Source organism: Algoriphagus machipongonensis, from assembly GCF_000166275.1.
Lineage (GTDB): Bacteria > Bacteroidota > Bacteroidia > Cytophagales > Cyclobacteriaceae > Algoriphagus > Algoriphagus machipongonensis.
Map to the genome: position 1 here is coordinate 2415890 of NZ_CM001023.1, position 24093 is coordinate 2439982.

Sequence of the window (24093 nt, forward strand, 5' to 3'; positions counted from 1 at the left end):
ATTCCAATTTTGAAATGAAAAAGAACATCAGAAATATCGCAGTAGTTTTTTTAGTCCTTAGCTCAGTATTTGCAGCAAAGGCTCAGTCGAGAAAATATATTTCCAATTTCAGTCACTTCCAGAGTTATTATAATCCTGCTCTGACAGGATATGAGGGGAGTGCGATCAGGGGATTTGTAAGGAACCAATGGTCTGGCTTTGAAGGAGCACCGAAAACCTATTTTATCAGTGCAGAATTGGATTTTGGAGAAATGTCAGGCCAGGAAGACCCAGCGTTGATGGGTAAGAATGCAGTTTCTGCAAACATGCTTTATGATACCTATGGAGCTTTTCGAGAGACGGAATTATTATTGGGTTATGCCTCCAGGGTAAGACTTACAGAGAAGCATAACCTACGTTTAGGAGTTGGGTTAAATTATCAGAACATTAGACTTGATGGAAATGCATTGACCACCGAGGAACAAAATGATCCAACCTTGGGACAGTACATAGGTCAGTTCTCAAATATGACCGTTGTAGATTTTAATTTGGGGATTGCACTGACTCATGCCAAATATTATGTTTCCTATGGCATGCATCGTGTAGCTGGAGGAAAAATCACTTCAGGGGATGAGTTTATGGACGGATATCCTGCAGCCATTATGGTTCAGGCAGGTTTCCGTGAGGCTTTAGGCGAAAACTTAGCAGTAATTGTAAATGGCTTTTACCGAAGTCAAAAAGATCTAAAAGACAATCTGGAATTCAATGTGAAGGCATTGCTCATGGACCGGGTATGGGTTGGAGTAGGTAACCGAATCAACTATGCCACCAATGCCCAATTAGGAATATTGACGAAGCGATTAAGGATCGGATACCTCTATGAGTTCTCAACCGGTGGGGGATACAACCTTCCTGGAAACACCCATGAGTTCACTGCAGTTTTTAACTTATTCAGAGACAACACCCGAAGAACTGACAATGAAGTGCTGATTTGGTAATATTCAGAATCCCTTTAGAAAAAAAATCCCCCAATTAGTATCGAACTTATTGGGGGATTTTTTTGATCAAGTTATTTTTTGACTACCTCAAAGGACTTTTTAGGATTGTATAAGTCATGATCTACTTGGCTTATAGCTCCTTCGATTGCCCCTCTTTCTGATCTTTGCCAAATCAACCAGCCTTTATTATCCCATATCTTTGGGACTTTTGGAGTTTCCACTCCATACTCAGCTATCCATAATTGATATTCTTCAAATTTCGTTGAAGTAAGGTACTTATCTCCAAAGGTGTGATTAGTGTAAATAACTGGTTTAACACCCAGCTTTTGCTCTACGTAGTTTAGCCATTTTAGAACCTCCTCCTGGAATTTTTTAGGGTCTACTGTCCCTTTTATACCACCTTTTTCCAAATCTAAGACTGGCGGCATATCACCTATACCATAATCAATAGTATTAGTAAAAAATTCTGCCTGTTTTATTGGATCAGAATCAGTGGTGTAAAAATGATAGGATCCGTGTGCTAAGTCATATTCATGAGCACCTACTTTATTTTTAGCATATTTTGGGTCTGTAAAAGTTGCCCCTTCAGTTGCTTTGTCATACACAAAAATTATGTTGGCATCTTTTATTTCCTGCCAATTGACATCCCCTTGGAAATGAGATACGTCTATTCCTAAAATAGTTTTAGGAGCTTTAGCTTTCGGAGCCTCAGTAACCGCATTTGGTTCAGGTTTAGTGATAGTATCTTCCGATTCGGATTTCTCGCTACAGGAAAAAATTATACATGAGATTACCATGCAAAAAATAGGGTTTGGTAACTTTTTCATGATTTGGAAGTTTTGGAACTGCTTATACTTTTTATTTCTCCCAGCTTTTTATCTATTTCATCCAACGACTTAGAATAATTAAATAAGCGTTTTAGCGCCAAAGAGATCAGGTACCAAAAGAGAACAGGTAATAAACCAAAAATGATAAGAACATTCGTAAGTAATGCGACTGCTAATTCTAGCCCATGATTCCCTGTAAATCTTAATATTACCAATAGGTCTTTGCCTAAAGTGCTAACCTCTTCTGAAAGTTTATCAGAGACTTTAATAACATCATCTTCTACCTTATTAAAGATTGAAAGTTTGCCTTTGTGTTTTGATTTCTGTATGGTTTCTAAGGAGTCTAAAGCTTCTTTGTTAATTACTTTTTTGGAATTTATAGAGTCTTTTGTCGCTTGAAGCTGAGATTTCAATTCACTACCTAGGTCCATCTCCATTTGATGACAGATTCCTGACATAAATTGTGTGTAAATCCCCAGGCCAGGAGTAATCATAAGGGCTATAATTAATACTTTTTTGCAAATAGGTTTGGATTGACTGATAAACATTCCGATAAAGCACAACACCAAAATCACTTTAAACAGCCACCACTCACTTAACTTCAGGATACCGAGCTGAAGTAGCATCAGTAAGTCTGCGAAGTTTAAATAGGAGAGAAGCTTATCAAAATCATTTTCGTAAGTATGGGCCCATGATTTTAAGAAAGGCACATTTTCAGCTAAGGGAATGGTCAGGGTTTCGATTTCCTCTAAAATTAGAATACTCTCCGTTATTTCTTTGGAAGCATTATCTTCGAAAGCGATAGAAGAATTGTAAAATGGGTTGAAAAAAGATAGAATAATTAGAAACCCAAAAATCAACAAGACTATATTATCCAGTTTAAAAACTTTCATAATAATTAGTTTTAGATAAAAAGATAGAATGAAAAAAGAATTTATATAATTAATCTAATTTTAATTAGATAGAATAATTTAACGAATAAAAATCATATAAAAAACAGGGTGATTGGAAGCTTTATTAAACCGATATTAATTTAAAATGATAGTTTGAACTCTCCTTTTTTTGAACTGTTATTTCTTTACTAAGTTGATAAAAAGCTTCAAGTAGATATGCATTATCTACTTTACCTGCATCGATAGCTTTAAACCCTATTAATTCAATCAAACGTTTTACTCGAATTCTATCTAAATCTCCATTTCCACAGAAGTATGTCTCTTTTACTACTCCCAAAATATCAGAATTGGGATAGTCTAACCCTAGATTGTTGAAAGCTTTAAAAACCAAAGAATTAGATGCTGAGTTTTGAATTTTCACTGTGTTGGATATGCTTTGATCGGAAGCCACATTACTGTTCGTACAATCAATGATTAACTTATTACTTAAGTCTACTTTTTCTAAATTTTCACAAACAGTATCTAATTGTTCATTTTCACAACAAATAAGAATTATGTCGGCTTGAATTATAGCAGATTCGAAGGGACATATTTTATCATAAAATCTGTTTAATATTTTCCATTCTGTTGCTTCTGTATTGAAGTCAGTTCTTACACCAAAAACAACTTGTAGTCCTGCATCTAAGTATTTTTTTCCAAGAGTTTTGGAGAGATTTGTACCTCCTAAAATTCCTAATTTCATGATTGAATTGATTTGAAAGGGTGAAAATTAATTCTTAAATGAAAATTAAATTAGAGTGATAAAAGTAATTTTAAATAGGGTTACTCGGAAAGTAGCTTAATTATATTAAAAATCAAAACTTAATTTGGTTATTTTACTTTGTGTAAATATAAAACAAAAGAAAATATGTAAAGTCCAAAAAAAGGTGCTTAAAGTTGTTTCGTTAACTAATGCTTTCTAAGAAAAATGATTAGAAATAAAAAATCCCGGAAAAAGTTTTCCGGGATTTCAATACTTTAGGTTTCAGGTTTTACTCATTCCAGTCATCTTCCCAAAGCCTAAAACCACCTTTAAAGGCATTTTGGTTGGTGCCTAATCGACATCCTTCGGGTACATAGGAAAGGAGCTTTGAGTTACCTCCTCCTAATAGAATATCATCTGGTTGGAATACATGGGAGAATTTCTTGATACATCTTTTGACATGCTTTTCCCATTTTTTTGCCCCCTTCCGTTGGAGGTAACTCTTTCCAACATATTTCTCAAAAGTTTTCTTTCGATAGGGAAGGTGACCTGCTTCTAGAGGTACAATCGTTTTATTGATTACCATGGCTGTTCCTAAGCCAGTTCCAAAGCCTAAAAACAGCATCTTTTTGTATTCGTATCCTCCTAATGCTTGCATGGCAGCATCATTGATTATTTTAACCGGGCATCCAAAAGCTTTTTCAAAATCAAAGGTTTCCCAACCTACCCCTAAATTGATAGGCTCAGTAAGGATTTTATTATTTTTTACCACACCTGGAAATCCAATGGAAACTACATCGTATTTCCAATCGGATGCATGCTTTTTGATCATAGGAAGCATTTCCTCAGGTGAAAAAGTACTGCCAGATGGTATTTTAATGCGTTCAGGCTGCCCAGTTGCTAAGATTTTGATATTTGAGCCCCCGATATCTACTACTAATATTTTCATTCTTTATTTTTTGCGCTCCTACAAATTTTGAACTCTTTTATTCATTCTTGTTTCCTGGAGTAAATATAAATGATTGGTTGTGAGAGTTTAATCAGTTTACAATTGAAATGTTATATGTTGGGTTTTGGATGAATAGCCAAATAAAGATAATCATAAATAATTTTTAAGCAGGCTTGTTGCCTTAAAAGTATAAGTACAATTTTTTTCTGAGTTTGAAAAAAATGGAAAAACATTAATCGATTAATTGTTTTCAAGAATTCCTGAGTATCCTGATTTAAAAAGTCAACCATTTAAAAATGGAGCGTTTATTATTTCACTCCTTCTATGAATCTTGGAACATATCATAGAGTTCAAATTGCCATGGAATTTCAAACTTTTGGCTTAAAGCAAAGTTCTTATGATTGTTTTCATAGATAGGTTACCAGGGATTTTAGCGATTCTAATGGAATATTTTTCCCCAGATTGGTAAACTTATTCTTTAAAAAGAAATTCGTAGTTTTTCTTAAGAATTCAATTTAAGTACTGATATACAGTATTTTACGTGTTGTTTATTCACTAGTTTGTGATTAGGCATAGCTTATGCACTTGATATAACATATTAATTAAATATTCACTTAAAAATAGAAATATGAGTTCGATTGAAGATAAATTGAAAGGAAATTGGAATGTTGTCAAAGGGAAATTGAAGCAGGAATATGCTGAGCTCAATGACGATGATTTAAAATTCGAAGAAGGTCAAGAAGATGAGCTTATCGGTAGAATTCAGAAAAAAACTGGTAAGGCAAAAGAGGATGTAAAAAGTTTTATTGATAGCCTATAATTTAATAGCCCATCCATTAAAAAGTAAAAGCCCCGCACTTAATTAAGTGCGGGGCTTTTTTTTACTTTTTGGCAGCGTTTTTCTTTGCTGTTACTTCAGTTCTGATCTCTTGTGCTAGGTTTTTGATGGCTTGCATACCATTTCTTACTCTAGTTCCAGCAGCCTTGTTTCCTGCTTCATAAAATTTTTCGAAATCTGCTTCCAAAGAATGAACGAGGTCTTGAACTTCTTTAAATCTGCTCATAATAGCTTTTTTGTTTAAAATTATAATTTAGGTTTTTTGGCGAAAATTGCCATTTAGTAATATTAGTAACTTTAATGACCTTAGGAAAGGGTTTTCAAATTGATTTTGAAGTTTTTCGTTAAAAATCCTCTTTCTATTCACTTTTACTATGATTTTCCAGAAAAAATCTAAAAAAATGCCTCCAATTCGTTGAGGCTTCACTTTTGTGGGAATATTCTTAATTGATCAAAGAATTCTGGTTTTTCAATTGAAGGAATGGAATATTCTAAAAAAATCAACTGTATTTGTTTTGTGAATTCTGGTTTTAGATTTTTCGATTTTTAGAAATATGCCGTTCTTGAGCAATTATTTTTCTGAGATGACTATTTGGCAATTAATTAAAGATGCTGTTCAGGGGAAAGAACAGGATTTCACAAAACTCAGCCTTAAAACCGCAATTTTCGTTCTGGCGATTCCAATGATCTTGGAGATGGCCATGGAATCCTTGTTTGCAATCGTGGATATATTTTTTGTTGCTAAACTGGGAGAACATGCGATTGCTACGGTTGGTCTTACAGAATCAGTCGTCGTATTGGTCTATGCCATGGGTTTTGGAATCAGTATGGCCGCAACAGCTTTGATATCGAGAAGATTTGGAGAGAAAGAATATAAGGAAGCTGGTGCAGCAGCTTTCCAACTTTTATTAGTGGGAGGCAGTATTGCTATAGTACTCGGGGTTTTAGGTTGGACTTTTGCTCCACATGTTTTGTCTTTAATGGGGGCGGAACAGGCTGTAATTGACACTGGCGTAGGTTTTACCCGAATAATATTTGCAGGAAATATTGCGATACTTTTATTGTTTTTACTTAATGGTGCTTTCAGAGGAGCCGGCCAAGCTCATCATGCGATGCGTTCACTTTGGATTTCGAATGGGTTAAACATGATTTTAGACCCTTTGTTTATTTTCGGAATCGGCTCTTGGTCTGGTTGGGGGTTGGAGGGTGCAGCAATTGCAACCACCTTTGGAAGGTCTATTGGTGTACTCTATCAGTTGTACCATCTTTTTAATGGTAAACATAAGCTTACTATCCTAAAAGAAAATATCAAAGTATCATGGGCTATTATCAAGAAGATCATGAACATAGCCATAGGAGGTATGGGGCAGTTTTTAATTGACTCCGTATCTTGGATTGCTTTGACGAGGATGAATGCTGAATTTGGATCCACCTCATTGGCTGGTTATACCATTGCTTTTAGAATTTTGATTTTTACAATATTACCTGCCTGGGGACTTTCGGGAGCAGCTGCCACTTTGGTAGGGCAAAATCTGGGAGCCAAACAAGTAGATCGCGCTGAAAAAGCTGTTTGGTTAACTACCCGCTATACTATGACTTTCATGGCGGTAATTACTGTTATTTATTTACTCTTTAATGAGCAGCTCGTGCACTTTTTCACGGATATTGAAGAGGTAAAAGAAATTGCATCTCAAGGTCTTTGGGTGATTGTGTTAGGCTATGTGTTTTTTGCCATGGGAATGGTTCTTACGCAAGCTTTCAATGGAGCTGGGGACACCAAGACACCTGCTTATATCAATATTGGAGTGCTATGGTTTTTGGAGGTGCCTTTGGCTTATGTATTGGCATTTACGTTTGGTTTGGCACATTTAGGGATTTTTATAGCAATTTCTTTTGCGCACTCTTTTCATGCATTAGTAGCACTATATTACTTTAAAAAGGGAAAGTGGAAGACCATAGAGGTGTAGCTTTTTAACAAAGACTTTATTTTTACCAGATAGTTCAGGATAGTCAAATCGAGATTTAACTGAATTTTAAATGCAATTCTTATCTTTTTGAAAGAAAATAATAAACCCATGCCCAAGACCGAACCGAGCAACCCGCAGTTTCAATACAATCAGCGATACATATGGTTAATCAGTTTGACAGCGGCTTTAGGTGGATTCTTATTTGGATATGACTGGGTAGTTATCGGCGGTGCCAAACCATTTTATGAGCCTTTTTTCAATATCACTTCACCTTCCGATCAAGGATGGGGAACAAGCTCAGCATTGGTTGGCTGTATGGGAGGTGCTATTTTATGTATCCTTCTTAGTGATAAATTAGGGAGAAAACGTCTGTTGATATTTTCTGGCTTTCTATTTTCACTTTCTGCATTAGGAACTGCTCTTTCGGATACATTTTGGTGGTTTAATACCTACAGAATTATTGGTGGTATTGCCATGGGAATAGCTTTAAATTTATCACCACTTTATATCGCAGAAATTTCCCCACCGGAGAAGCGAGGGATGTTTGTCACTATCAATCAGCTTCTGGTCATGGTTGGTGTTTTATTAGCTCAGCTTTGTAATTGGCAAATATCTTTGATAGATGCGAATCTTCCTGATAATGCGACTTTTGAAATGATTGCAAGTAGTTGGAGTGGCCAATATGCTTGGAGATGGATGTTTGGTGCAGAAATGATTCCAGCAACGCTGTTTTTCTCTTTGATGTTTCTTGTTCCTGAAAGCGCTCGATGGCTTGTGAAAAATAACCAATCAGAAAAAGCAAGGTCGGTATTGGAAAGAATAGGCGGTAAAGATTATTCAGAGATTTCTATCAAAGCAATTAACACGACCTTAGAAAAGTCTGAATTGGGTAAGGTTCATTACAAAGACCTATTAAAAAAACCACTACCAAAACTAATTGGGATCGGTATTTTCCTTTCTTTTCTCCAGCAGTGGTCCGGAATTAATGTGGTGATTTATTATGCAGCAGATATTTTTCAAGCAGCAGGATATAACCTAAAGCAAATGATGCTAAATATCGTGGTCATTGGAGGGGTAATGGTACTTTCCGTTTTTATTACAATTTTCACTGTTGATAAGTTTGGAAGGAAGAAGCTTTTGCTCATTGGAACTGGTGCAATGGCTATTTTATATGCAATGATTGGGTATTCTTTTTTGGTGGAAAAAGGAGGACTTACTGTAGTGATTTTAGTTCTTTTAAACGTGATGTTTTATTCCTTTACTTTGGCTCCATTGCTTTGGGTAGTATTATCAGAAATTTTCCCTACCAGAATCCGTGGAGCTGCTATTTCCATCGGTGCTTTGGCACATTGGATTGGGAATTTTACACTGACTTATTTTTTTCCGGTGATCAAGGAAAATTTGGGTTGGGCTAATAATTTTTGGTTATACGGGGTTATCTGTGCTTTCGGGTTTTTAGTGGTTTACTTTGTCCTTCCTGAGACAAAAGGAAAATCTCTCGAGGAGTTAGAAAAGGATTTTAATTAGAAAATTGAATTTAAAATTGGAGTATTTGAAGTTAATTTACTTAATTAGTGCTTTAGTTTACAATTTTTGATTTTTCGTCCCTATGAAGTTTTAGGAGACAATTATTTGATCTGATTGTATAGTTTTTTAAACCAATCCAACAAAACCAATTTTATGATATCATTAAAAAGAAGCCTGCTGGCAATAGTTGCCACAGCAGTGCTAACTATTGCCTGTCATCCAGATCGAGGTAATGAGAAAGTTATTGTCTCTCCAACATCTACTTACTCTTCTGAGGTTGTATTAGACTGGGGAGAACTTATTTTAATCCTTTCCAGAGACTGCCCGGGATTTTCTCCACCGGTTGTTGCTAGGGCTATGGGTTATATCGGAATAAGTCTATATGAGAGTGTGCAGGGAGGGATGCCTCAATATAAAAGTTTGCAAGGGCAACTCAATGAGTTTGAAATAGGAACACTGCCCAAAGTCCAACCTGGAGAAAAGTATATCTGGGATTTAGTAGCAAACTCTGCTTTGGCTAGAATTGTAGAAAATGTTTATCCAAATGCTAGCACCTCCAATCAGGCAGCAATAGGTCAGCTTGAGGCTGACTGGATTGAAAAATATGCTGATGAGGATCCAGAACTTTTAAATAAATCTATTGCCTATGGAAATGCGGTAGGTGAAGCAATGGCAGCATTTGCAGATACCGACACGTATCAAGAAGCCTATGCTCATAATTTTCCTACAGACTATGTGGCTCCTACCACTCCGGGTAGCTGGGAGCCAACTTTACCAGGTTTTCAGTCCGCATTACAACCTTATTGGAAAGATGCGCGAGTTTGGTTGACAGAAAATGTAGACGGCACCCTTCCTGTGCCTCCATTACCTTTTTCTACCGACCCTAATTCTGATTTTTATGCGGAAGCTATGGAGGTTTATTCAGTAGTGAATAATCTTACTGAAGAAGAAATTACGATAGCCGAGTTTTGGTCAGATGATCCACAGAGAACCGCCACACCAGGAGGACATTCACTTTCTATTGCTTTAGAGATTTTAAGAAATGAAAATGCTGATTTGGCATTGGCAGCTTTGACTTTTGCGAAGTTGGGAATGGCGGTAAATGACGCTTTTATTTCTTGCTGGAATGCCAAATACATTTACAACCTTATCCGTCCTATTACTTATGTTCATCGATATATTGATAATACTTGGGAGATACCTTTAAATACACCCCCTTTTCCGGAATATACCTCTGGACATTCTGTTCAGTCTGGGGCAGCAGCACAAGTTTTGACAGATATTTTCGGAGAAAATTATGCTTTTACGGATAACATGCATTTATCACGTGGTGATATTGATGGTAGTCCAAGGAGTTTTAATTCCTTTTTTGAGTTTGCCGATGAAGCTGCAATATCCCGATTATATGGAGGTATTCATTTTCGCGCTGCAATTGAAGTTGGAGTGGATCAGGGAATGCAGGTTGGGAAAAATATTGGAAAGATTAAGTTTAAGTGATTTAAGCTAGATTAAAAAAGGTGTGGAGCAATTCACACCTTTTTTTGCTTCTTGGAATCTTCCCTTTCCATGAAAAAGCTTTAATTTCGACCAAGAAACAAAACCTATGAGCAACAACGACATCCTTAGAAGCCTTCGCTATACATTTGATCTCAATGATTTTTTAATGATTGAAATTTTCGGTTTCGCTGGAGTTGAAGTGGATAGACCTACCGTTTCAAATTGGCTTAAAAAAGATGAGGATGAGGATTTTAAGCCTATCTATGATAAAGAACTTGCGGCTTTTTTAAATGGGTTTATCATTTTAAAAAGAGGAAAAAAAGATGGACAAGAGCCTGTTAACGAGAAAAGTTTAAGCAATAACTTAGTTTTAAGAAAGCTAAAAATTGCTTTGAGCCTGATAGATGAAGACATGCTTGCCATGCTTAAATCGGTTGATTTTAGACTATCAAAACACGAACTAAGTGCATTTTTTAGAAATCCGAAGCAATCTCAATATAGGGATTGCAAAGACCAGGTTTTACGTAATTTCTTGAAAGGCTTGCAAGTAAAATATAGACCTAATTAATCTTCCTCAGGAAACACTTCTTTAACTCTTCCAACTTCACCTGTATCCAACATTACCTTGATTCCATGTGGATGAGAGGGTGAGCTGGTCAAAATCCTTTTGACAAATCCTTCAGTAAGCTCACCAGATCTCTGGTGATGTTTCTGGACGATAGTAACCTCATCACCAATTTGAATGTTTTTCCGAATATTACCCGGCAGCGTTTTTCTATCCATACTCAAAAGTACATTGTACGAAGGACTCTAAAAATTTAGTCTATTTATTTTTATTAAAATGTAGCATTTTTCAATTGAGCTGCGTCTTTAGTTTAAGTGTTTTTATTTCATAGTTTTTTACTCTTTCACCACCAAAAAGATTTTAAATGAATTATAAATTATTTATTGCCGGGGCGCTGCTTTTATCGCTTTTTAGCTGCAAAGATGACCAAGAGATTACCCCTTTGGATGAGCTTCAAGGAGAATGGAAGTTTAAAATGGAAAAAGTGGGTAATAACTACGAGCTTGATTTTGTTGATCGTTTGGTTTTTAAACCTGACGGTAGGGTATATGGTGAAGGTATAACCACAAATACAAAAACAGATAAATTATTGGGGTACCGCTATTATTTCAACGGGAAATATGAATTAGTAGAAGATAAAGTGATCATCAAAGAGCGAGAGATTTTTAACAACTCCTTCACGGATTCCTTCTTTTTAACAAAAGATGATCTTATTTATCAAGAGGAGGACTATGGATTAGTTAGCTATTTAATAAAGGAAAACTATTCAGAGCTTCATATTATTTGTCCACCCAATGCCAATTGCGCAAATATCATTTATACCAAGAGCAATTAATAATTTTAATTTATGAAAAGCTATCCATTACTATTATTACTCTTATGCTTCTTTTTTGTAAGCTGCAATGAAGATGATGAACTTAACCCAAGTGAAGCAGTATTGGGGACCTACCAAGAAGTTCTAGATGAATTAATTGAGGAACATGATGTGGTACAGACAATAAAGTTAGAATCCGGTAATTCATTTATTCATGAGTGGTCCGTTCGAGAAAAAGGTGGTTCAGAGGATTTAGGATATCAGTTTTATGGTGAGGGTACATTTACAATGTCAGACGGTGTAATTGAGCTAAATTATGATGAAAAGTATTCATTAGTAGATCCGGACATCACGTTTGTACCAAAGGAAGAACTTGATTTGATGGAAACAGATAACGCTGTTGCATTCCGGCTGAAAGTTGCAGAGGACTTTAGTTCTTTGAGCTATATCTGTCCTCCAAACGCTTTTTGTGTTGAAGTTTCGGTTTATGATCGCATCAATTAAAAACATTATCCTAATCTAATAGGCTGGTTTCAATTTTGGAACCAGCCTTTTTTATGTCTGGAAAATGATGTTAGGATTTAGTTGTTGAAATTCAGTAAATTAGATTTGTAAAAACTGATTCCTCAGAATGAAATTAAAAAGCATCTTTTATTTTCTAGCTATTTGTGCTCTTATTTCCTGTCAGGAGAAACAGGATGTAGAATTGACACCAGCTCAAGCTGTTTTAGGCTTCTATGAAATGGAGACTTCTATAAAAAATGATGAATATGTTTTGACTCACAGCTTGGAACTCAAAGCAGGAGGTTTTATTACAGGGAAGGGGCTTATTCAGAAAAAAGGAGAGAATATTGACCTTGGCTATAATTATTTCTTTACGGGCAGTTTTTTGTTAAATGAGGATGTACTCACGGTTTTTCATGAGTCTTATTTTCAAATTGGAGATATCCAGAAGTTTTTTGATGAAAAAAATAGGTTAGTCTTAGTACAAACTAGTACAAAAGGATCTGAATTCTTAGTTAATGCCAATTTTTCAGAATTACAGTTTATTTGTCCTCCAGATGCAGTATGCCTAGAAGAAAGCCCATTTAAAAAAGTTAAATGAAAATTAACAAAGAGTAAATTCTTGAAACGCTTAGTTTTCTTGTGGGATACTAATCAATAAGCTAATAAGATCTTTTGGGGTTTTTACCTCTCCGAGTTTTTCCTCCTGAATAAAAATCTGGAGTTGGTATTCCAGCTCGAAGATTAAACCATTTACAAATATCGGATCCATATGAAGTTGCTGAATGAAATGGGCATTCTTGTGCTTTCCATTGAGATAAATTCCATAAGAATGAAAAACTTCTACCGCCTTTTTTAAAAGAGCATATTGTTGAATCATTTCTTTATTGATTAAAGTTTGAATCGTTTAGGAACAATAAAATTTTGAACTTATTAACTACACGTTAGATTTTCGAAAAAGCTACAGTAAATACGAACTTTAGAATTACCTACGTAATAAATTGCACTACAGTGCTTTGAGGTTTAAAATAATTTCTTTCTAAAAGAGCCTAGGATGATAAGTATCATTAGTTAGGTTCTCAAAAACTCATCAAAAATCAAATCACTTTTCAGAAAATGATATTTTTAAATCCAACTAAGGGCAATTTATCAAACTAATCTTGAAGTTGGAATAATTTTACATTCTTTAAGTTTTCGGAAAAATCCATAGTCTTCCAGGCGCTGGAAGGGAATAAAATTGAGGTCATGACCAACTCCCCATCGTTTATAAAAAGTTCTAAAGAGTGGGCATCCAGAAAAATTGTTAATTCTTCTGCTTCCCAACTCATGGGAGCGGAGTGCAGGGCAGCAAATTCCCTGTTGAAGTCAGAATTTCCTGCATTGGTTCTATCTACAGAGACTAAGCCCATTTCTTTTGATATTATGACCTGTTCTCCAAGTTCATTGCTAATCACGATTCTAAAAGTGTCTCCTTCACTTACAGAAGCAGAAATTTCTACTGCTTGTGATGGTAAAGTTGAACTTTCATAAATAGTATAAGACTCTTTTCTAAGGTCCTCTAAAGTATTGACAGGAGAAGATTTTAATAGGTAGGTACCATCCACATCAAATAGGCTTAGTTCCCTTGCTACAGTCATCGCTGAGCGCCAGGATAGGGTAGGGACAGTTTGTGCATATAGCCAATTACTCATCCATCCTATGGCGATAGGATTATCATTAATTTCAGAACTGTTATCCCAAGTGACACTTGCGTAGTTATCGGGCCCATAATCAAGCCATCTGATCATAGTGTCATCTGGAATAAATTTACCTTCCACATAATCACCAATGAAATATTGTGTAGCAGAACCTTTCTGCGGACCTCCTGGATTGATACTTACTAAAAGGACATACTTATCTTCTCCAGATTCTGTTTTCATGGGTATTAGGTCTGGACACTCCCATACTCCTCCATGAGCTCCTATATTTCTTCCAAAACTTCCGGTCTTTTTCCAATGGATTAAATCTTCTGAACTGAAAAACTGAATCTCGTCTTTTACTGCCAAGGTCAAATTCCAATAACTACTGCCATCCTCTCTTTGGAGTCTTGTAACTTTTGGGTCTCTGAAATCTATATCTCCTGTATTAGCGATGACTGGATTTCCCTCATACTTTTTCCAAGTCCTTCCTCTATTCAAAGAGTAGGCTATGCCTTGGGTTTGATAATCAATTTCTCCTTCACCTGCAGCCTTGGCATCATGATAAGTGAAAATTGCTACAATTGGAGGTCTTTCTGAAGAACCAAATCCTGAACTATTATCTAAATCCACTACTGCCGAACCAGAGAAAATATAGCCTAAACTGTCAGGCTCTAAAGCGATAGGTAAATGCTCCCATTTTACTAAATCAGGTGATACAGCATGCCCCCAGTGCATAGGGCCCCATACAGTTGAGTCAGGATAATATTGGTAGAAAAGATGATATTCCCCTTCATAATAGAATAAGCCATTAGGGTCATTCATCCATCCGCTGGATGGAGTAAAATGATATTCAGGCCTATAGTTTTCTTTGTCAGATTCCTTGAAAGTGATCTCAGGGTTTGACTGGCATGAAAACAGGATCAGAGATCCAGAAATGAAGGTAAATAGGGTTCTAAAGATTTTCATTTTGGTTCTTAATCGCTGGTGATCAGTTGAATGATTTCTTCTTTCTTTGCTTCACTTTTCATTTCGAGAGCAACCTTTGAGGCATTTATTTTATACTGGTTGTTGGTCCAGAAATCTACTAATGCATTTTCGAAGTCCCTTGAATTGATTTTATGAATGCTAATCCCCAAATGTCCCAAATTTCTTTTAGCTATTAAACGATTCCAGAAATATTGATCAATAATATGTGGAATAATCATTTGAACACAACCATTTACAGCGGCTTGGTGGGTTGTTCCAGATCCACCATGATGTATCATTCCATACATTTTAGGCAGAACCCAATCATAAGGAATCTGTTCTACATAATACAAGTAATCTGACTCCAGTTCAATTCTTTGTAAACCACCCCAAGAAAGGTTGACAATGGTGGGGATTTTATGCTTTACCAGCTCTTTTAAGAACAACTCCGTATGCTCTTTAGGTTTAGGGTTGGTCATTGATCCAAATGTCAAAAGAACCACTTTAGGGTATTGAGCGATCCAACTCTCCAGGTTTTCGTCAACTTGGAAATCTTTCACCTGATTTCTAAAATAATACCCAGGAATATGTGCAGTGGAAGGCCAGTTTTCAGGTTTTGGGAAAAGCGTTGGCGAGATGGTGTAAATAGTTTTTAAGATTTCATTCTCAAACTTTAAAAGGTTCCTTCTATTAAAATCAACTTTTGGGAATTTCCTTTTAAATGGTTTTAATAATTTAGCCATCGATAGGTATCTAGCAAAATTAACTAATCGATAGCTCCTCATATTCCACTTGGGAGATATTGGCTTCCATTTGGCCAAACCTATATGCGGAAATTCGGAGCAAGGATGAGTGAGGCAAGGCAAAGGGGAAAGTAGGATGAATTTATCCGGTTGATCCATTGCAGCAAGGTAACAGTACAATGCCTTCGCGTGAAAAAGGACTTTATCAGGATTCGTGCTCTGTATGGCATCCCTTTGTTGCTGAACTATTAACCCTTGGATTTTAAATGAATCCTTAATCAATGTCAGGTACCCTTTTAATTGCTTGAAGCCTCCACCTCCTCCCATAACAGCTTTTCCACTTGTAGATTCAAGCATTTCAAGGAATCTTTTATCAAAACCAATAAAAGAATAACCCAATCCCTCCACCATTTTTCGAAACTGCTCTGGAAACAGGCAAATAATTTCATGACCATCTTCTTTTAAAAGTTCTGCCTGAGCTAAAAAAGGCTCAACATCACCTCTGGTACCTATAGAAACAAGTAGAATTCTCATGCTAATTTTTAAATTGTGAAGCAATCCGTAGTTTTACCACCTTAATCTACTGTTGATTTTTATTAATTCTATATGAAAGGGATCATTTTAGCAGGGGGATCTGGTACTAGATTATATCCTCTGACTATTTCTGTGAGTAAGCAACTTATGCCGGTATATGATAAACCGATGATTTATTATCCCTTATCGGTTTTAATGATGGCTGGGATAAAAGACATTTTAATTATCACTACGCCTGAAGATAATTCTTCCTTCGAAAGATTATTGGGTGATGGATCTCAGGTTGGATGTAATTTTCAATATGCCGTTCAGCCAAGTCCTGATGGATTAGCTCAAGCATTTATTATCGGTGAGGAATTTATCGGTGATGATAAAGTGGCTTTGATTTTAGGTGATAATATCTTTTATGGAACTGGCCTTCATAAGACGCTGCAGGAAAATACGAATCCTGATGGGGGAGTAGTTTTTGCTTATCATGTCAATGATCCGCATCGATACGGTGTAGTGGAGTTTGATGAGGAACAAAAAGCAATCAGTATCGAAGAAAAGCCTTCAGAGCCCAAGTCAAACTATGCAGTTCCTGGATTGTATTTTTATGATAATAGGGTAGTAGAGATAGCCAAAAATATCAAGCCGAGCCATAGAGGAGAACTGGAGATTACGGATGTGAATAATGTTTACCTAAATGAAGGAAATCTTCAAGTGGCGATTTTAAATCGGGGAACAGCTTGGTTAGATACCGGAACGCATCAGTCTTTACTTCAAGCAGGTCAGTTTGTGGAAGTAATCGAAGAGCGCCAAGGCTTAAAAATTGGTTGCATCGAAGAAATCGCCTATAGAAATGGATTTATTGGTAAAGAGGAGGTTCTTCATGCTGCCGAAAAATTAGGTAAAAGTGGCTATGGTACTTACTTAAGAAAAATAGTTACTGATTAAAAAGAAAAAGGGATTGAGTAAATAATAACTCAATCCCTTTTTTGATGGAAATTATTAATTAGTGATTTCCACAAACTTAGTATCTAAAGTTTCATTGATAAAGTAAACTTTTTTGCCACCAAATGATTGTGATTCTGTAGTATAGGCTGCTACCTGAACGATTCCTGTCGAAGTTGATCTAATATCAGATAAGTCTGATTCTGAGAAAGTAACGTTTGTTGCTTTTGTTGTTTTTGTTACAACATTATTGCCATCAGAAATTACCCAGATGATGTTGTCACAATTGGCAGGAATTCCCTGAATCGCTAGGTTAACTGAACTTGTTATAGAAATAGCATCAGGAACATTGTTGAATCGAATGACATCTGGCATTTTTTTATTCGTAGAATAGTTAAAAGCGTCAAATCCATTACCCCCTGAAACAGACCAATCATTCCCCTGACCTGGGTTTAAGGAGAGCGTAATATCTGTAGGTTTGTTGATATAGGAGTTTCCCGCTGTTTGCAAGCTAAAATCGTTAATCATAACATCTCCAGCTTTCGTTAGACTTCCTCCGCCAGCACTTGAAAAGAAATTTGCTGAAGCAACATCTATCAGGATATCACCCAATCCAGGAACAGGAGTACCCCCTGGTGTATTTGATTTAACTTTAATGGCAGCTAAAACGGCATCAGCATCTCCAGGAGTTTCTGGGGTTACATTGGTTGACGTTTGATTTGTTGGCTCATCATCATCTTTACTACATGAGGTGAAAATTAAGCCAAAAGCGAGTAAAAAGATCCAAAGGTTTGATCGTAGTAGTTTCATAAAATAATAGTCTAATTATTCATCAAACTTACTTATGGCAAAACTTTAAGTCTATAAGGCAATTGCCGTATTTATTATAAAAAAATGGCCTTTAAAATTTTTAAAGGCCATTTTTGCATTTTTTTCTCGTACTATTTGAGATGGTTCCAGTGGATCAATGCGTTCCAAACCATAGGTGAATCATGGTGATTTAAATATCGGTGTAAAGGATCAAAGGTGAATGCGAGCACAGAACCTTCTCCGACAGGTACATTAAAGATTGTGCCCTGGCCTATGATCGTTTGCTCGTTTCTTACCATTCCTGATCTTACATAAGGAGGAGACTTCTGTGGACTTCCCGCCTCCTCTTTTTCTTCAACTTCTGCATCTGGCATTCCCATAATTGGTCCAGAGTACTCTTCTTCATCCTTTCTCGGTTTTGTGCCATACTGAAGAAGCATCATGTTTCTATCATTTTTATCTACTTGATACAAAGGACCATTTCCTCGGAAAATTGGGAATGTCTCTGGATAGCCATACAATACGGGACTTTCTGAATTTCTTACTTTCACTGTAACTACGGAACCCGGATGAAATAATCCTGAAGCAGAATAAGATTCAAGTTTTCTGGTGATACCTGTTTCAGTGACCATATTAGTAGAATTGTCAAGGGTAATCAACAACCCGCCTGCTTCTACAAACTTTCTTAAATTATCAATTCCTCCAAAACCTGGACCCCCTGTAATATCTGGGCTAGAGTCAGGAAATCCATGAGATGGATATTCACTTGTTTTGGTAAAAGGTAGTGGACCAAATTCAGAGCTTACTCCATGTATAAAATCGGAACCATTTCCTCTAGCCCTTGGAACGAGGATCACGTCAAATTTTGAACGTAAGTTGCCGGATTTTAAATCATCCTTGTCAATGGAGGTATAGGGAATCTGCCTTTGTTCAAACGTATAGCGAGACCAACCTTCGTCTTGCGTATTGAACCAAGTATGATAAATAGCAATTTTTGGAAGTGTGACTTTCTGGATGTTATCAGGCGCTGGCTCTTCTGATCCTTTGATTAAATCCAGGCTAAAGCTAGAAGCCATTTCTTCTGCTTCACTTTTTGAAAGACCTTTGAAGTAGAAAGAGCCTGCTTTTAAAGTATCCTCCTCAATGATAAATGAGTTTTTAAGTACTTGAATCTCTATATTCTTGCTTTCAGAATTTAACCAATACAAAGCAGGTAGCACTGTGTTTTGGGCTTCGTATGAAAGAAAATAGGAGTTTCCACTTCCAGAAATTTCTCCTTCATAAGCTGCATCCTCTGTAAGAAGTTCTAATTCATTTGAATCATAACTGATGCTGTCAGTTTTCTCTACGTTTACACCATATAAATATCCTAATGTCCAAGCAATATCATCATAAGGAGGAAACTTAGCTTCCTTGGGGTAATTTTGTTCAGTCAATAAATTAACTGCCAAATTTCTATATTGTTGGTCCAAAAGAACTACATAGTCACCTTCTTTTTCGCCATTTGTAGCCTGATGTACTTCGATCTTTTGAGCTCTCAATTGATTTACTAAATAGGCCGCCATTGCTGGATCATGCTGCTCTCTAGGAATAACAAAAGCCTTTGGACCTTCAGTTTTTCCTTTTGCAATAGAGTTAACCCCTTTTTGATAAAAGTTTTTGAGCAATTGCTCACCATTATGTGCCGCATAGGTAAGAGATGCAAGTACTCCAGCTTGCATATAATTGACATTATTTCTTGCGGACCAATACACTTTTTGAGTAGGAGGATCGGGACGATACCATTCTCGACTGGTGGCAGGATCTCCTGCATACCTGGCGTTTGAAAGATCCCTCATATAGGTATTAGCGCCTGCGTTACCGAAAGTCTCGTAGAATCGCCCATTTGAGTTATGGTTATTGGCCACCCAAATACCATATCCTGGCCACCACCCATCATAAAAGGCCCATGTAAATGCACCTGGCATTCCTTGACTTGCCAAGCTTGCAATATCGCTATTGGCCATTATCTGCCATTCACCTATGGTAATAGGATCAACTTGTTCGTTGTAAGGGCCTGTACCTGTGGAGATGTAAAGTAGTGGTACAGACTCGTGTAAGTCTAGCATAACAGTGGGGTGCCAATCGAAAAAGATTTTAAAAATCCCCTTGGTAATTCCTTGTGAAACCTGAAGTCCATCTCTGTTATTGTCATGAAAAACATACTTCCCCCAATACGGTGTCGACTTTGGAAAACCATCATCATACTCTGTTCTTGCTTTAGTATAGCGGTGGTACCAATCAACCTGCTTATCACGTCCGTCTGGTTCAGATACTGGATTTATTAGTACTATCAGATTGTCTCGTAAATAAGTAATGTCTTTGTCTTCACTGGTTACCAAGCGATAGGCAAGTTCCATGAGCATTTCTGGCGAGCCCATTTCAGTGGAATGCATTCCTCCGTTTAGATAATAAACAGGTTTTGCATCCTCAATTATTGCTTCAGCTTGTTCTGGTGTAGTAATTCTTGGGTCCGATAGTTTGCCTAATTGGGATTTATAGTGGTCTAAACGATCCATGCTTTCGTCTCCTCCGATTGTCACGAGATAGATTGGGCGTCCTTCCTCAGTGGTTTCTACTTGCTGGATGGAAAGGTGGGGTGACTTTTCTGCCAGTTCTTTATAGTATCCATATATTTCCTCGGTACCATGCATTTCACCTGGTGCTCCGATGATTTGGCCGAAGTATTTTTTAGGAGAAGGGATTTCTGGATGATCTACCAGGTTTAAAACAGCTTTGGGTAAAAACCTTGGATCAGTGGTGTATTCTTTGATTTTGGCATTATAATCCTCATCAATTGTTTGAGAAAAAAGAGGTTGGAATGCCAGTGCTCCCAAAAGAAAACCCACATAAACACTTTTATTCATGGGTGTGTGGTTTGGTGGTTGATGTTTAAAATAGACTAGAAGATAGCCCTTTTCTTTGGGAGAAAGTAAACCTTAAATAAAAAATCGATTCTTAAGTTACTTACTTATTAAGCAGTTGTTCTAAACTAATTCTTAGTACATGCCCCATGTTTTTACAACTTAAGAACTTCGGGTTTTGGTAATGTCTTGCCAAATCCTTTTTCAAAGATTCAATGTTTTCTGGAAGAGAAATTTTATCATGTTCCATTGATCTTAAAATGTCATCTATCCCTTTTTGGGAGGAGCGAAATCTATGAGCAATTAAGGCACGCTCTTCTTTTTGGTACTGATGCATTGACTCGGGAGTAATATACTTCATTCCCAATTCGATAAGAATATTATTCTCTTTGAAATATTGGGGAAGGTAGATTGATCTTTTCCCCTCATAGGATTGCTGATCAAAATCTATGGCTCTGATTCGATAATGGGTTTCTTCAAAATCAGGTGTCACATCGATCACAAAATTGGCGGAATGCATGTCTCCCAGAAGTCTTACAAAACACCGCTCATTAAATTTCACAAACTCTTTTGCGAGTCGAATAGGGTTTAGATGAGGGTCTTGCATATGAAGACGCATAAACTTGTCCCCAGGGATACCAGCAATATGTTCTTCTATCAGGGTATTCTGATGGACCAAATAGCTAATCCTATTGGGTGAAAGTAAATGCTCTAGTTCCAGCCCATAAACCCTTGATGCATCTGCATTTTTAATGTAGAAATAATCGAAATTATCATTGATCCGATTGACTATTCTAATTCTAAAAGGCTGAGTGTTACCATAAATACATAAATCAATTCGGTCTACATACAAATGTTCCATCACCGACATATCTCCACCTGCTTTTAAAAGAGCATAGATTTTTTTGACATTTAAATGGATCTCTTCCCTGTCGGATTCATCATAAAATACCGTTTCCCAAAGCGTGTCCTGGTCTTTGGAATCATAAAGAGCTATGGAATTGGTATATCGCAGCAACTCATGGTAATGGATCGGGATGTCCACCTCGCGTGAATACTTGATCAAGTACCTTCTTAGGCCTGGGCTTATCCCAAATATTTTTTTCTTTTTGCTAATTAAGGCCATTGGCTAGAAATCTACATGCTGACTCTTTTTGAGATTCCTATCAAAAATAAAAGGTCCAAATGGTAATACGGAAGCAATTAAGGCAAATAAAGTCCTGCTAAAATCCCACTTGAGTTTATGAGCTGTAGGGAATACGGAATAGATGTAGATAATAAAAAGTAAACCGTGAATCCAGCCCACAACTTTCACTGCCATAGGCATGTCAAATACGTACTTAAGAGGCATGGCTATGAAAAGTAAAACCAACAATGAAATACCTTCCACTAGACTAATCCATCTAAATCTTTTGGCCCATGTATGCTGTTCTGGTGTTAAACTCATGTTATTTTTTAATATTAAATAGTATTTGAAGGCTTTTCCAAAGCTTAATTTTTAAATTCTTGTCCTCTGAGATTTGTGAAAGGGAATCAGCAAAAAGGTATTGAGTTTCGTTTTCTGTATAAACTTCATAAGGGATGGCTGGAACAGAATTGATTGGATGTTGAATCCTGCCAAATTTCAGAATGATATGTCCGTTTAACGCATTGAAATCCTCTAGCGTTTTACCTTCAAGCTTAGAAGATGAAAGAAGTCCCACTTCATTCATGGATTTACCTACGGCATTCATCATATTCACCAACATTTCCATAAGTTCTGACTTCACTTGCTCTTCCTCATGAAGAATGAGTAATCCATTGGAATAATTCCCTTGAACTTCAATGGGTGTTATCTCTGCTTTCTCTTCCTGTTCCTCCTGAACATAGGTGGTAGGCTCTTCCTGAACAGTCTCTTCTACAGATTCAGGAGCCGAGTGGATATTTGATTGATAGGACTTTTTATCCTCTTCCGTCAAAAAAAGAGATTCTTCGATGACAAATTGAAGTTCTTGAAGGCTAATTTTTTCCATACTGGAAAATTGCTTAAAAATCGCTTGTTCACAAAAAAAGAAGGGACAAATACCTTTTTCCCTTTCATAATTTTCTGGATTATTTTGGTTCGGTGAGGTTGAAAATAGATTTCAACTCCACTGCATCCTCAGGTTTCATTCTTTTTGAAAGAACTAGTCTCAATTGTCTTCTTCTCAAAGCTCCCTCAAAATGCTCAATTTCTTCCGGAGTTTCAGGGACTACCTCTGGTACTTCGATTGGTTTCCCATTTTGGTCAACAGCTACAAAAGTGAAAAATGCTCTGTGAGTCATGATCTTTTTGTTTGCTGGAATATCTTCAGCTATAACTTCAATGAAAACTTCCATGGAAGAATTGAAAGATCTGGTTACCTGTGACTTAAGAGTGACAACATTTCCTAAAGCGATTGGCTCTTTGAAGGAAATACTATCTGCGGAAGCGGTGACAACGATTCTATTGGAATGTTTTTGTGCGGCGATAGCGGCAACCACATCCAGCCAATGCATCAACTTTCCACCCATCAAGTTGTTGAGTGTGTTGGTGTCATTTGGTAGGACCATTTCTGTCATGATTGTGGCAGACTCTTTCGCAAATTTCTTCTTCGGCATAACTTTTAATTTGCTTCAAAAATATATATAAAATTTTGAAAAAAGTAATTAATCAATTAATAAACAGAATATTATTCTGGTGTTAATTCTTTTCTATCTCCAACCATCTTTTCCTAACAAGGGGACAAATGCAAATCCATCAAACTCTTCTCTAATAATCTGTTTTTGGGATTTCTTAGTCAGACGCAACATTGCCTGTGTTTTTCTGTCACCTACAGGAATGACCAATGTTCCTCCAATCTTTAATTGTTTTAGCAATGAATTGGGAACTACCGGGGCGCCGGCTGTTACTAATATTTTATCGTAGGGGGCATGAGCAGCTAAGCCTTCAGATCCATCTCCGTAAAATAAGTTCATCTCAATCCCTAGTCTTGTTAAGAACCGTTTGGTGCCTTCGTATAACTTTTTTTGATATTCAATAGAATAAACCTCAGCACCCAATAGGTGTAATATGGTACCTTGATAACCTGAGCCAGTTCCAATTTCCAAAACTTTATTTCCGGGCTTAATATCCAATAGTTCAGTTTGAAAAGCCACCGTATAAGGTTGAGAAATAGTCTGACCTTCTCCAATCGGGAATGCTTTGTCTTCATATGCATGTGACACCAGCGCAGAATCAAAGAAAAAATGCCTAGGTAGGTTGTTAATGGCATCTAAAACGCTTTCACTTTTAATTCCTTTTTCTCTAAGCAATGCGACAAGAGCTTTTCTTTTGCCTTTATGGAGGTAGGTATCTTCTAGTTTGAGCATCTGAGGGTACTAAATTGAAATCTTTGATCGAAGATAAAAGAATAATTGGCTTAATT

26 protein-coding genes are annotated in these 24093 nt (G+C 36.7%); 10 read left to right on the plus strand and 16 right to left on the minus strand.

The window, feature by feature from the left end; all coding sequences use genetic code 11:
- Nucleotides 1-14 precede the first annotated feature (14 nt).
- The gene (locus ALPR1_RS10140) at nucleotides 15-977 is read left to right on the plus strand and encodes a PorP/SprF family type IX secretion system membrane protein (protein WP_040303504.1); all 963 of its coding nucleotides are present in this window, start codon (nucleotides 15-17) and stop codon (nucleotides 975-977) included.
- A 71-nt stretch (nucleotides 978-1048) separates the two neighbouring features.
- Here the strand turns inward: ALPR1_RS10140 and ALPR1_RS10145 are convergent, their stop codons facing one another.
- The 4 genes from ALPR1_RS10145 to ALPR1_RS10160 all read right to left on the minus strand — a co-directional run bounded on the left by ALPR1_RS10145 (nucleotide 1049) and on the right by ALPR1_RS10160 (nucleotide 4388).
- Nucleotides 1049-1804, minus strand: coding sequence for a glycoside hydrolase family 25 protein (locus ALPR1_RS10145; protein WP_008200424.1), 756 nt, complete (start codon nucleotides 1802-1804; stop codon nucleotides 1049-1051).
- Complete coding sequence (locus ALPR1_RS10150; protein WP_008200426.1) at nucleotides 1801-2697, minus strand: hypothetical protein; 897 nt, start codon at nucleotides 2695-2697, stop codon at nucleotides 1801-1803. Before ALPR1_RS10150 ends, ALPR1_RS10145 begins: the two co-directional genes overlap by 4 nt.
- Nucleotides 2698-2821: 124 nt before the next feature.
- Nucleotides 2822-3439 (minus strand): NADPH-dependent F420 reductase, encoded by a 618-nt coding sequence (locus ALPR1_RS10155; protein WP_008200427.1) that lies wholly within the window; start codon nucleotides 3437-3439, stop codon nucleotides 2822-2824.
- Nucleotides 3440-3728: 289 nt separating this feature from the next.
- Nucleotides 3729-4388, minus strand: a complete 660-nt coding sequence (locus ALPR1_RS10160) for an ROK family protein (protein ID WP_008200428.1) — start codon at nucleotides 4386-4388, stop codon at nucleotides 3729-3731.
- A 628-nt stretch (nucleotides 4389-5016) separates the two neighbouring features.
- On the opposite strand from ALPR1_RS10160, the gene ALPR1_RS10170 reads away from it, so the two are divergent.
- Nucleotides 5017-5208, plus strand: a complete 192-nt coding sequence (locus tag ALPR1_RS10170) for a CsbD family protein (RefSeq protein ID WP_008200429.1) — start codon at nucleotides 5017-5019, stop codon at nucleotides 5206-5208.
- Nucleotides 5209-5269: 61 nt separating this feature from the next.
- On the opposite strand, the gene ALPR1_RS10175 is transcribed toward ALPR1_RS10170, so the two are convergent.
- Nucleotides 5270-5452: a histone H1 gene (locus ALPR1_RS10175; RefSeq protein WP_008200432.1), complete on the minus strand. Its 183-nt coding sequence runs from the start codon at nucleotides 5450-5452 to the stop codon at nucleotides 5270-5272.
- Between the two features lie 358 nt (nucleotides 5453-5810).
- Here ALPR1_RS10175 and ALPR1_RS10180 point away from each other — a divergent pair, with 358 nt between their 5' ends.
- The 4 genes from ALPR1_RS10180 (at nucleotide 5811) to ALPR1_RS10195 (ending at nucleotide 10785) form a co-directional block, all read left to right on the plus strand.
- Nucleotides 5811-7193 carry an MATE family efflux transporter gene (locus tag ALPR1_RS10180; RefSeq protein ID WP_008200434.1) on the plus strand — a complete coding sequence of 461 codons (1383 nt, stop codon included), beginning with the start codon at nucleotides 5811-5813 and terminating at the stop codon, nucleotides 7191-7193.
- A 108-nt stretch (nucleotides 7194-7301) separates the two neighbouring features.
- Nucleotides 7302-8720: a sugar porter family MFS transporter gene (locus ALPR1_RS10185; protein ID WP_008200435.1), complete on the plus strand. Its 1419-nt coding sequence runs from the start codon at nucleotides 7302-7304 to the stop codon at nucleotides 8718-8720.
- A 153-nt stretch (nucleotides 8721-8873) separates the two neighbouring features.
- Nucleotides 8874-10217: a vanadium-dependent haloperoxidase gene (locus tag ALPR1_RS10190; RefSeq protein WP_008200437.1), complete on the plus strand. Its 1344-nt coding sequence runs from the start codon at nucleotides 8874-8876 to the stop codon at nucleotides 10215-10217.
- 106 nt (nucleotides 10218-10323) lie between these two features.
- Nucleotides 10324-10785 (plus strand): YehS family protein, encoded by a 462-nt coding sequence (locus ALPR1_RS10195; protein WP_008200440.1) that lies wholly within the window; start codon nucleotides 10324-10326, stop codon nucleotides 10783-10785.
- Here ALPR1_RS10195 and ALPR1_RS10200 read toward each other — a convergent pair.
- On the minus strand, nucleotides 10782-11000 hold the full coding sequence (locus tag ALPR1_RS10200) for a YwbE family protein (RefSeq protein ID WP_008200441.1): 219 nt from the start codon (nucleotides 10998-11000) through the stop codon (nucleotides 10782-10784). The two genes, ALPR1_RS10195 and ALPR1_RS10200, sit on opposite strands and share 4 nt — an antisense overlap.
- Nucleotides 11001-11146: 146 nt before the next feature.
- Here ALPR1_RS10200 and ALPR1_RS10205 point away from each other — a divergent pair, with 146 nt between their 5' ends.
- From ALPR1_RS10205 to ALPR1_RS10215, 3 genes are all read left to right on the plus strand, one after another.
- Nucleotides 11147-11617 carry a lipocalin family protein gene (locus tag ALPR1_RS10205; RefSeq protein WP_008200443.1) on the plus strand — a complete coding sequence of 157 codons (471 nt, stop codon included), beginning with the start codon at nucleotides 11147-11149 and terminating at the stop codon, nucleotides 11615-11617.
- 12 nt (nucleotides 11618-11629) lie between these two features.
- The gene (locus ALPR1_RS10210; RefSeq protein WP_008200445.1) at nucleotides 11630-12100 is read left to right on the plus strand and encodes a hypothetical protein; all 471 of its coding nucleotides are present in this window, start codon (nucleotides 11630-11632) and stop codon (nucleotides 12098-12100) included.
- A 127-nt stretch (nucleotides 12101-12227) separates the two neighbouring features.
- Nucleotides 12228-12701, plus strand: coding sequence for a hypothetical protein (locus ALPR1_RS10215; protein ID WP_008200447.1), 474 nt, complete (start codon nucleotides 12228-12230; stop codon nucleotides 12699-12701).
- Between the two features lie 30 nt (nucleotides 12702-12731).
- Here ALPR1_RS10215 and ALPR1_RS10220 read toward each other — a convergent pair whose 3' ends face one another.
- From ALPR1_RS10220 to ALPR1_RS10230, 3 genes are all read right to left on the minus strand, one after another.
- Complete coding sequence (locus ALPR1_RS10220) at nucleotides 12732-12980, minus strand: hypothetical protein (RefSeq protein WP_008200449.1); 249 nt, start codon at nucleotides 12978-12980, stop codon at nucleotides 12732-12734.
- Nucleotides 12981-13254: 274 nt separating this feature from the next.
- Nucleotides 13255-14745: a glycoside hydrolase family 32 protein gene (locus ALPR1_RS10225; RefSeq protein WP_008200452.1), complete on the minus strand. Its 1491-nt coding sequence runs from the start codon at nucleotides 14743-14745 to the stop codon at nucleotides 13255-13257.
- Nucleotides 14746-14753: 8 nt separating this feature from the next.
- The gene (locus ALPR1_RS10230; protein ID WP_008200454.1) at nucleotides 14754-16022 is read right to left on the minus strand and encodes a glycosyltransferase; all 1269 of its coding nucleotides are present in this window, start codon (nucleotides 16020-16022) and stop codon (nucleotides 14754-14756) included.
- A 72-nt stretch (nucleotides 16023-16094) separates the two neighbouring features.
- Here ALPR1_RS10230 and rfbA point away from each other — a divergent pair, with 72 nt between their 5' ends.
- On the plus strand, nucleotides 16095-16958 hold the full coding sequence (gene rfbA / locus ALPR1_RS10235) for a glucose-1-phosphate thymidylyltransferase RfbA (protein ID WP_008200456.1): 864 nt from the start codon (nucleotides 16095-16097) through the stop codon (nucleotides 16956-16958).
- A 54-nt stretch (nucleotides 16959-17012) separates the two neighbouring features.
- On the opposite strand, the gene ALPR1_RS10240 is transcribed toward rfbA, so the two are convergent.
- The 7 genes from ALPR1_RS10240 to ALPR1_RS10270 form a co-directional block, all read right to left on the minus strand.
- A complete protein-coding gene (locus ALPR1_RS10240; RefSeq protein ID WP_008200458.1) occupies nucleotides 17013-17765 on the minus strand; it encodes a hypothetical protein in 753 nt (250 codons plus the stop codon).
- Between the two features lie 131 nt (nucleotides 17766-17896).
- Nucleotides 17897-20671 (minus strand): M14 family zinc carboxypeptidase, encoded by a 2775-nt coding sequence (locus ALPR1_RS10245; protein WP_008200460.1) that lies wholly within the window; start codon nucleotides 20669-20671, stop codon nucleotides 17897-17899.
- 100 nt (nucleotides 20672-20771) lie between these two features.
- Nucleotides 20772-21794, minus strand: a complete 1023-nt coding sequence (locus ALPR1_RS10250) for a hypothetical protein (protein ID WP_008200461.1) — start codon at nucleotides 21792-21794, stop codon at nucleotides 20772-20774.
- A 3-nt stretch (nucleotides 21795-21797) separates the two neighbouring features.
- Nucleotides 21798-22115, minus strand: coding sequence for a DUF3817 domain-containing protein (locus tag ALPR1_RS10255; protein WP_008200463.1), 318 nt, complete (start codon nucleotides 22113-22115; stop codon nucleotides 21798-21800).
- A 1-nt stretch (nucleotide 22116) separates the two neighbouring features.
- The gene (locus ALPR1_RS10260; protein WP_008200465.1) at nucleotides 22117-22680 is read right to left on the minus strand and encodes a hypothetical protein; all 564 of its coding nucleotides are present in this window, start codon (nucleotides 22678-22680) and stop codon (nucleotides 22117-22119) included.
- 79 nt (nucleotides 22681-22759) lie between these two features.
- Entirely contained in the window at nucleotides 22760-23287 is a 528-nt protein-coding gene (locus ALPR1_RS10265) for an acyl-CoA thioesterase (protein WP_008200467.1), read from the minus strand.
- Between the two features lie 93 nt (nucleotides 23288-23380).
- Nucleotides 23381-24037: a protein-L-isoaspartate(D-aspartate) O-methyltransferase gene (locus tag ALPR1_RS10270; protein ID WP_008200469.1), complete on the minus strand. Its 657-nt coding sequence runs from the start codon at nucleotides 24035-24037 to the stop codon at nucleotides 23381-23383.
- Nucleotides 24038-24093: the final 56 nt, after the last annotated feature.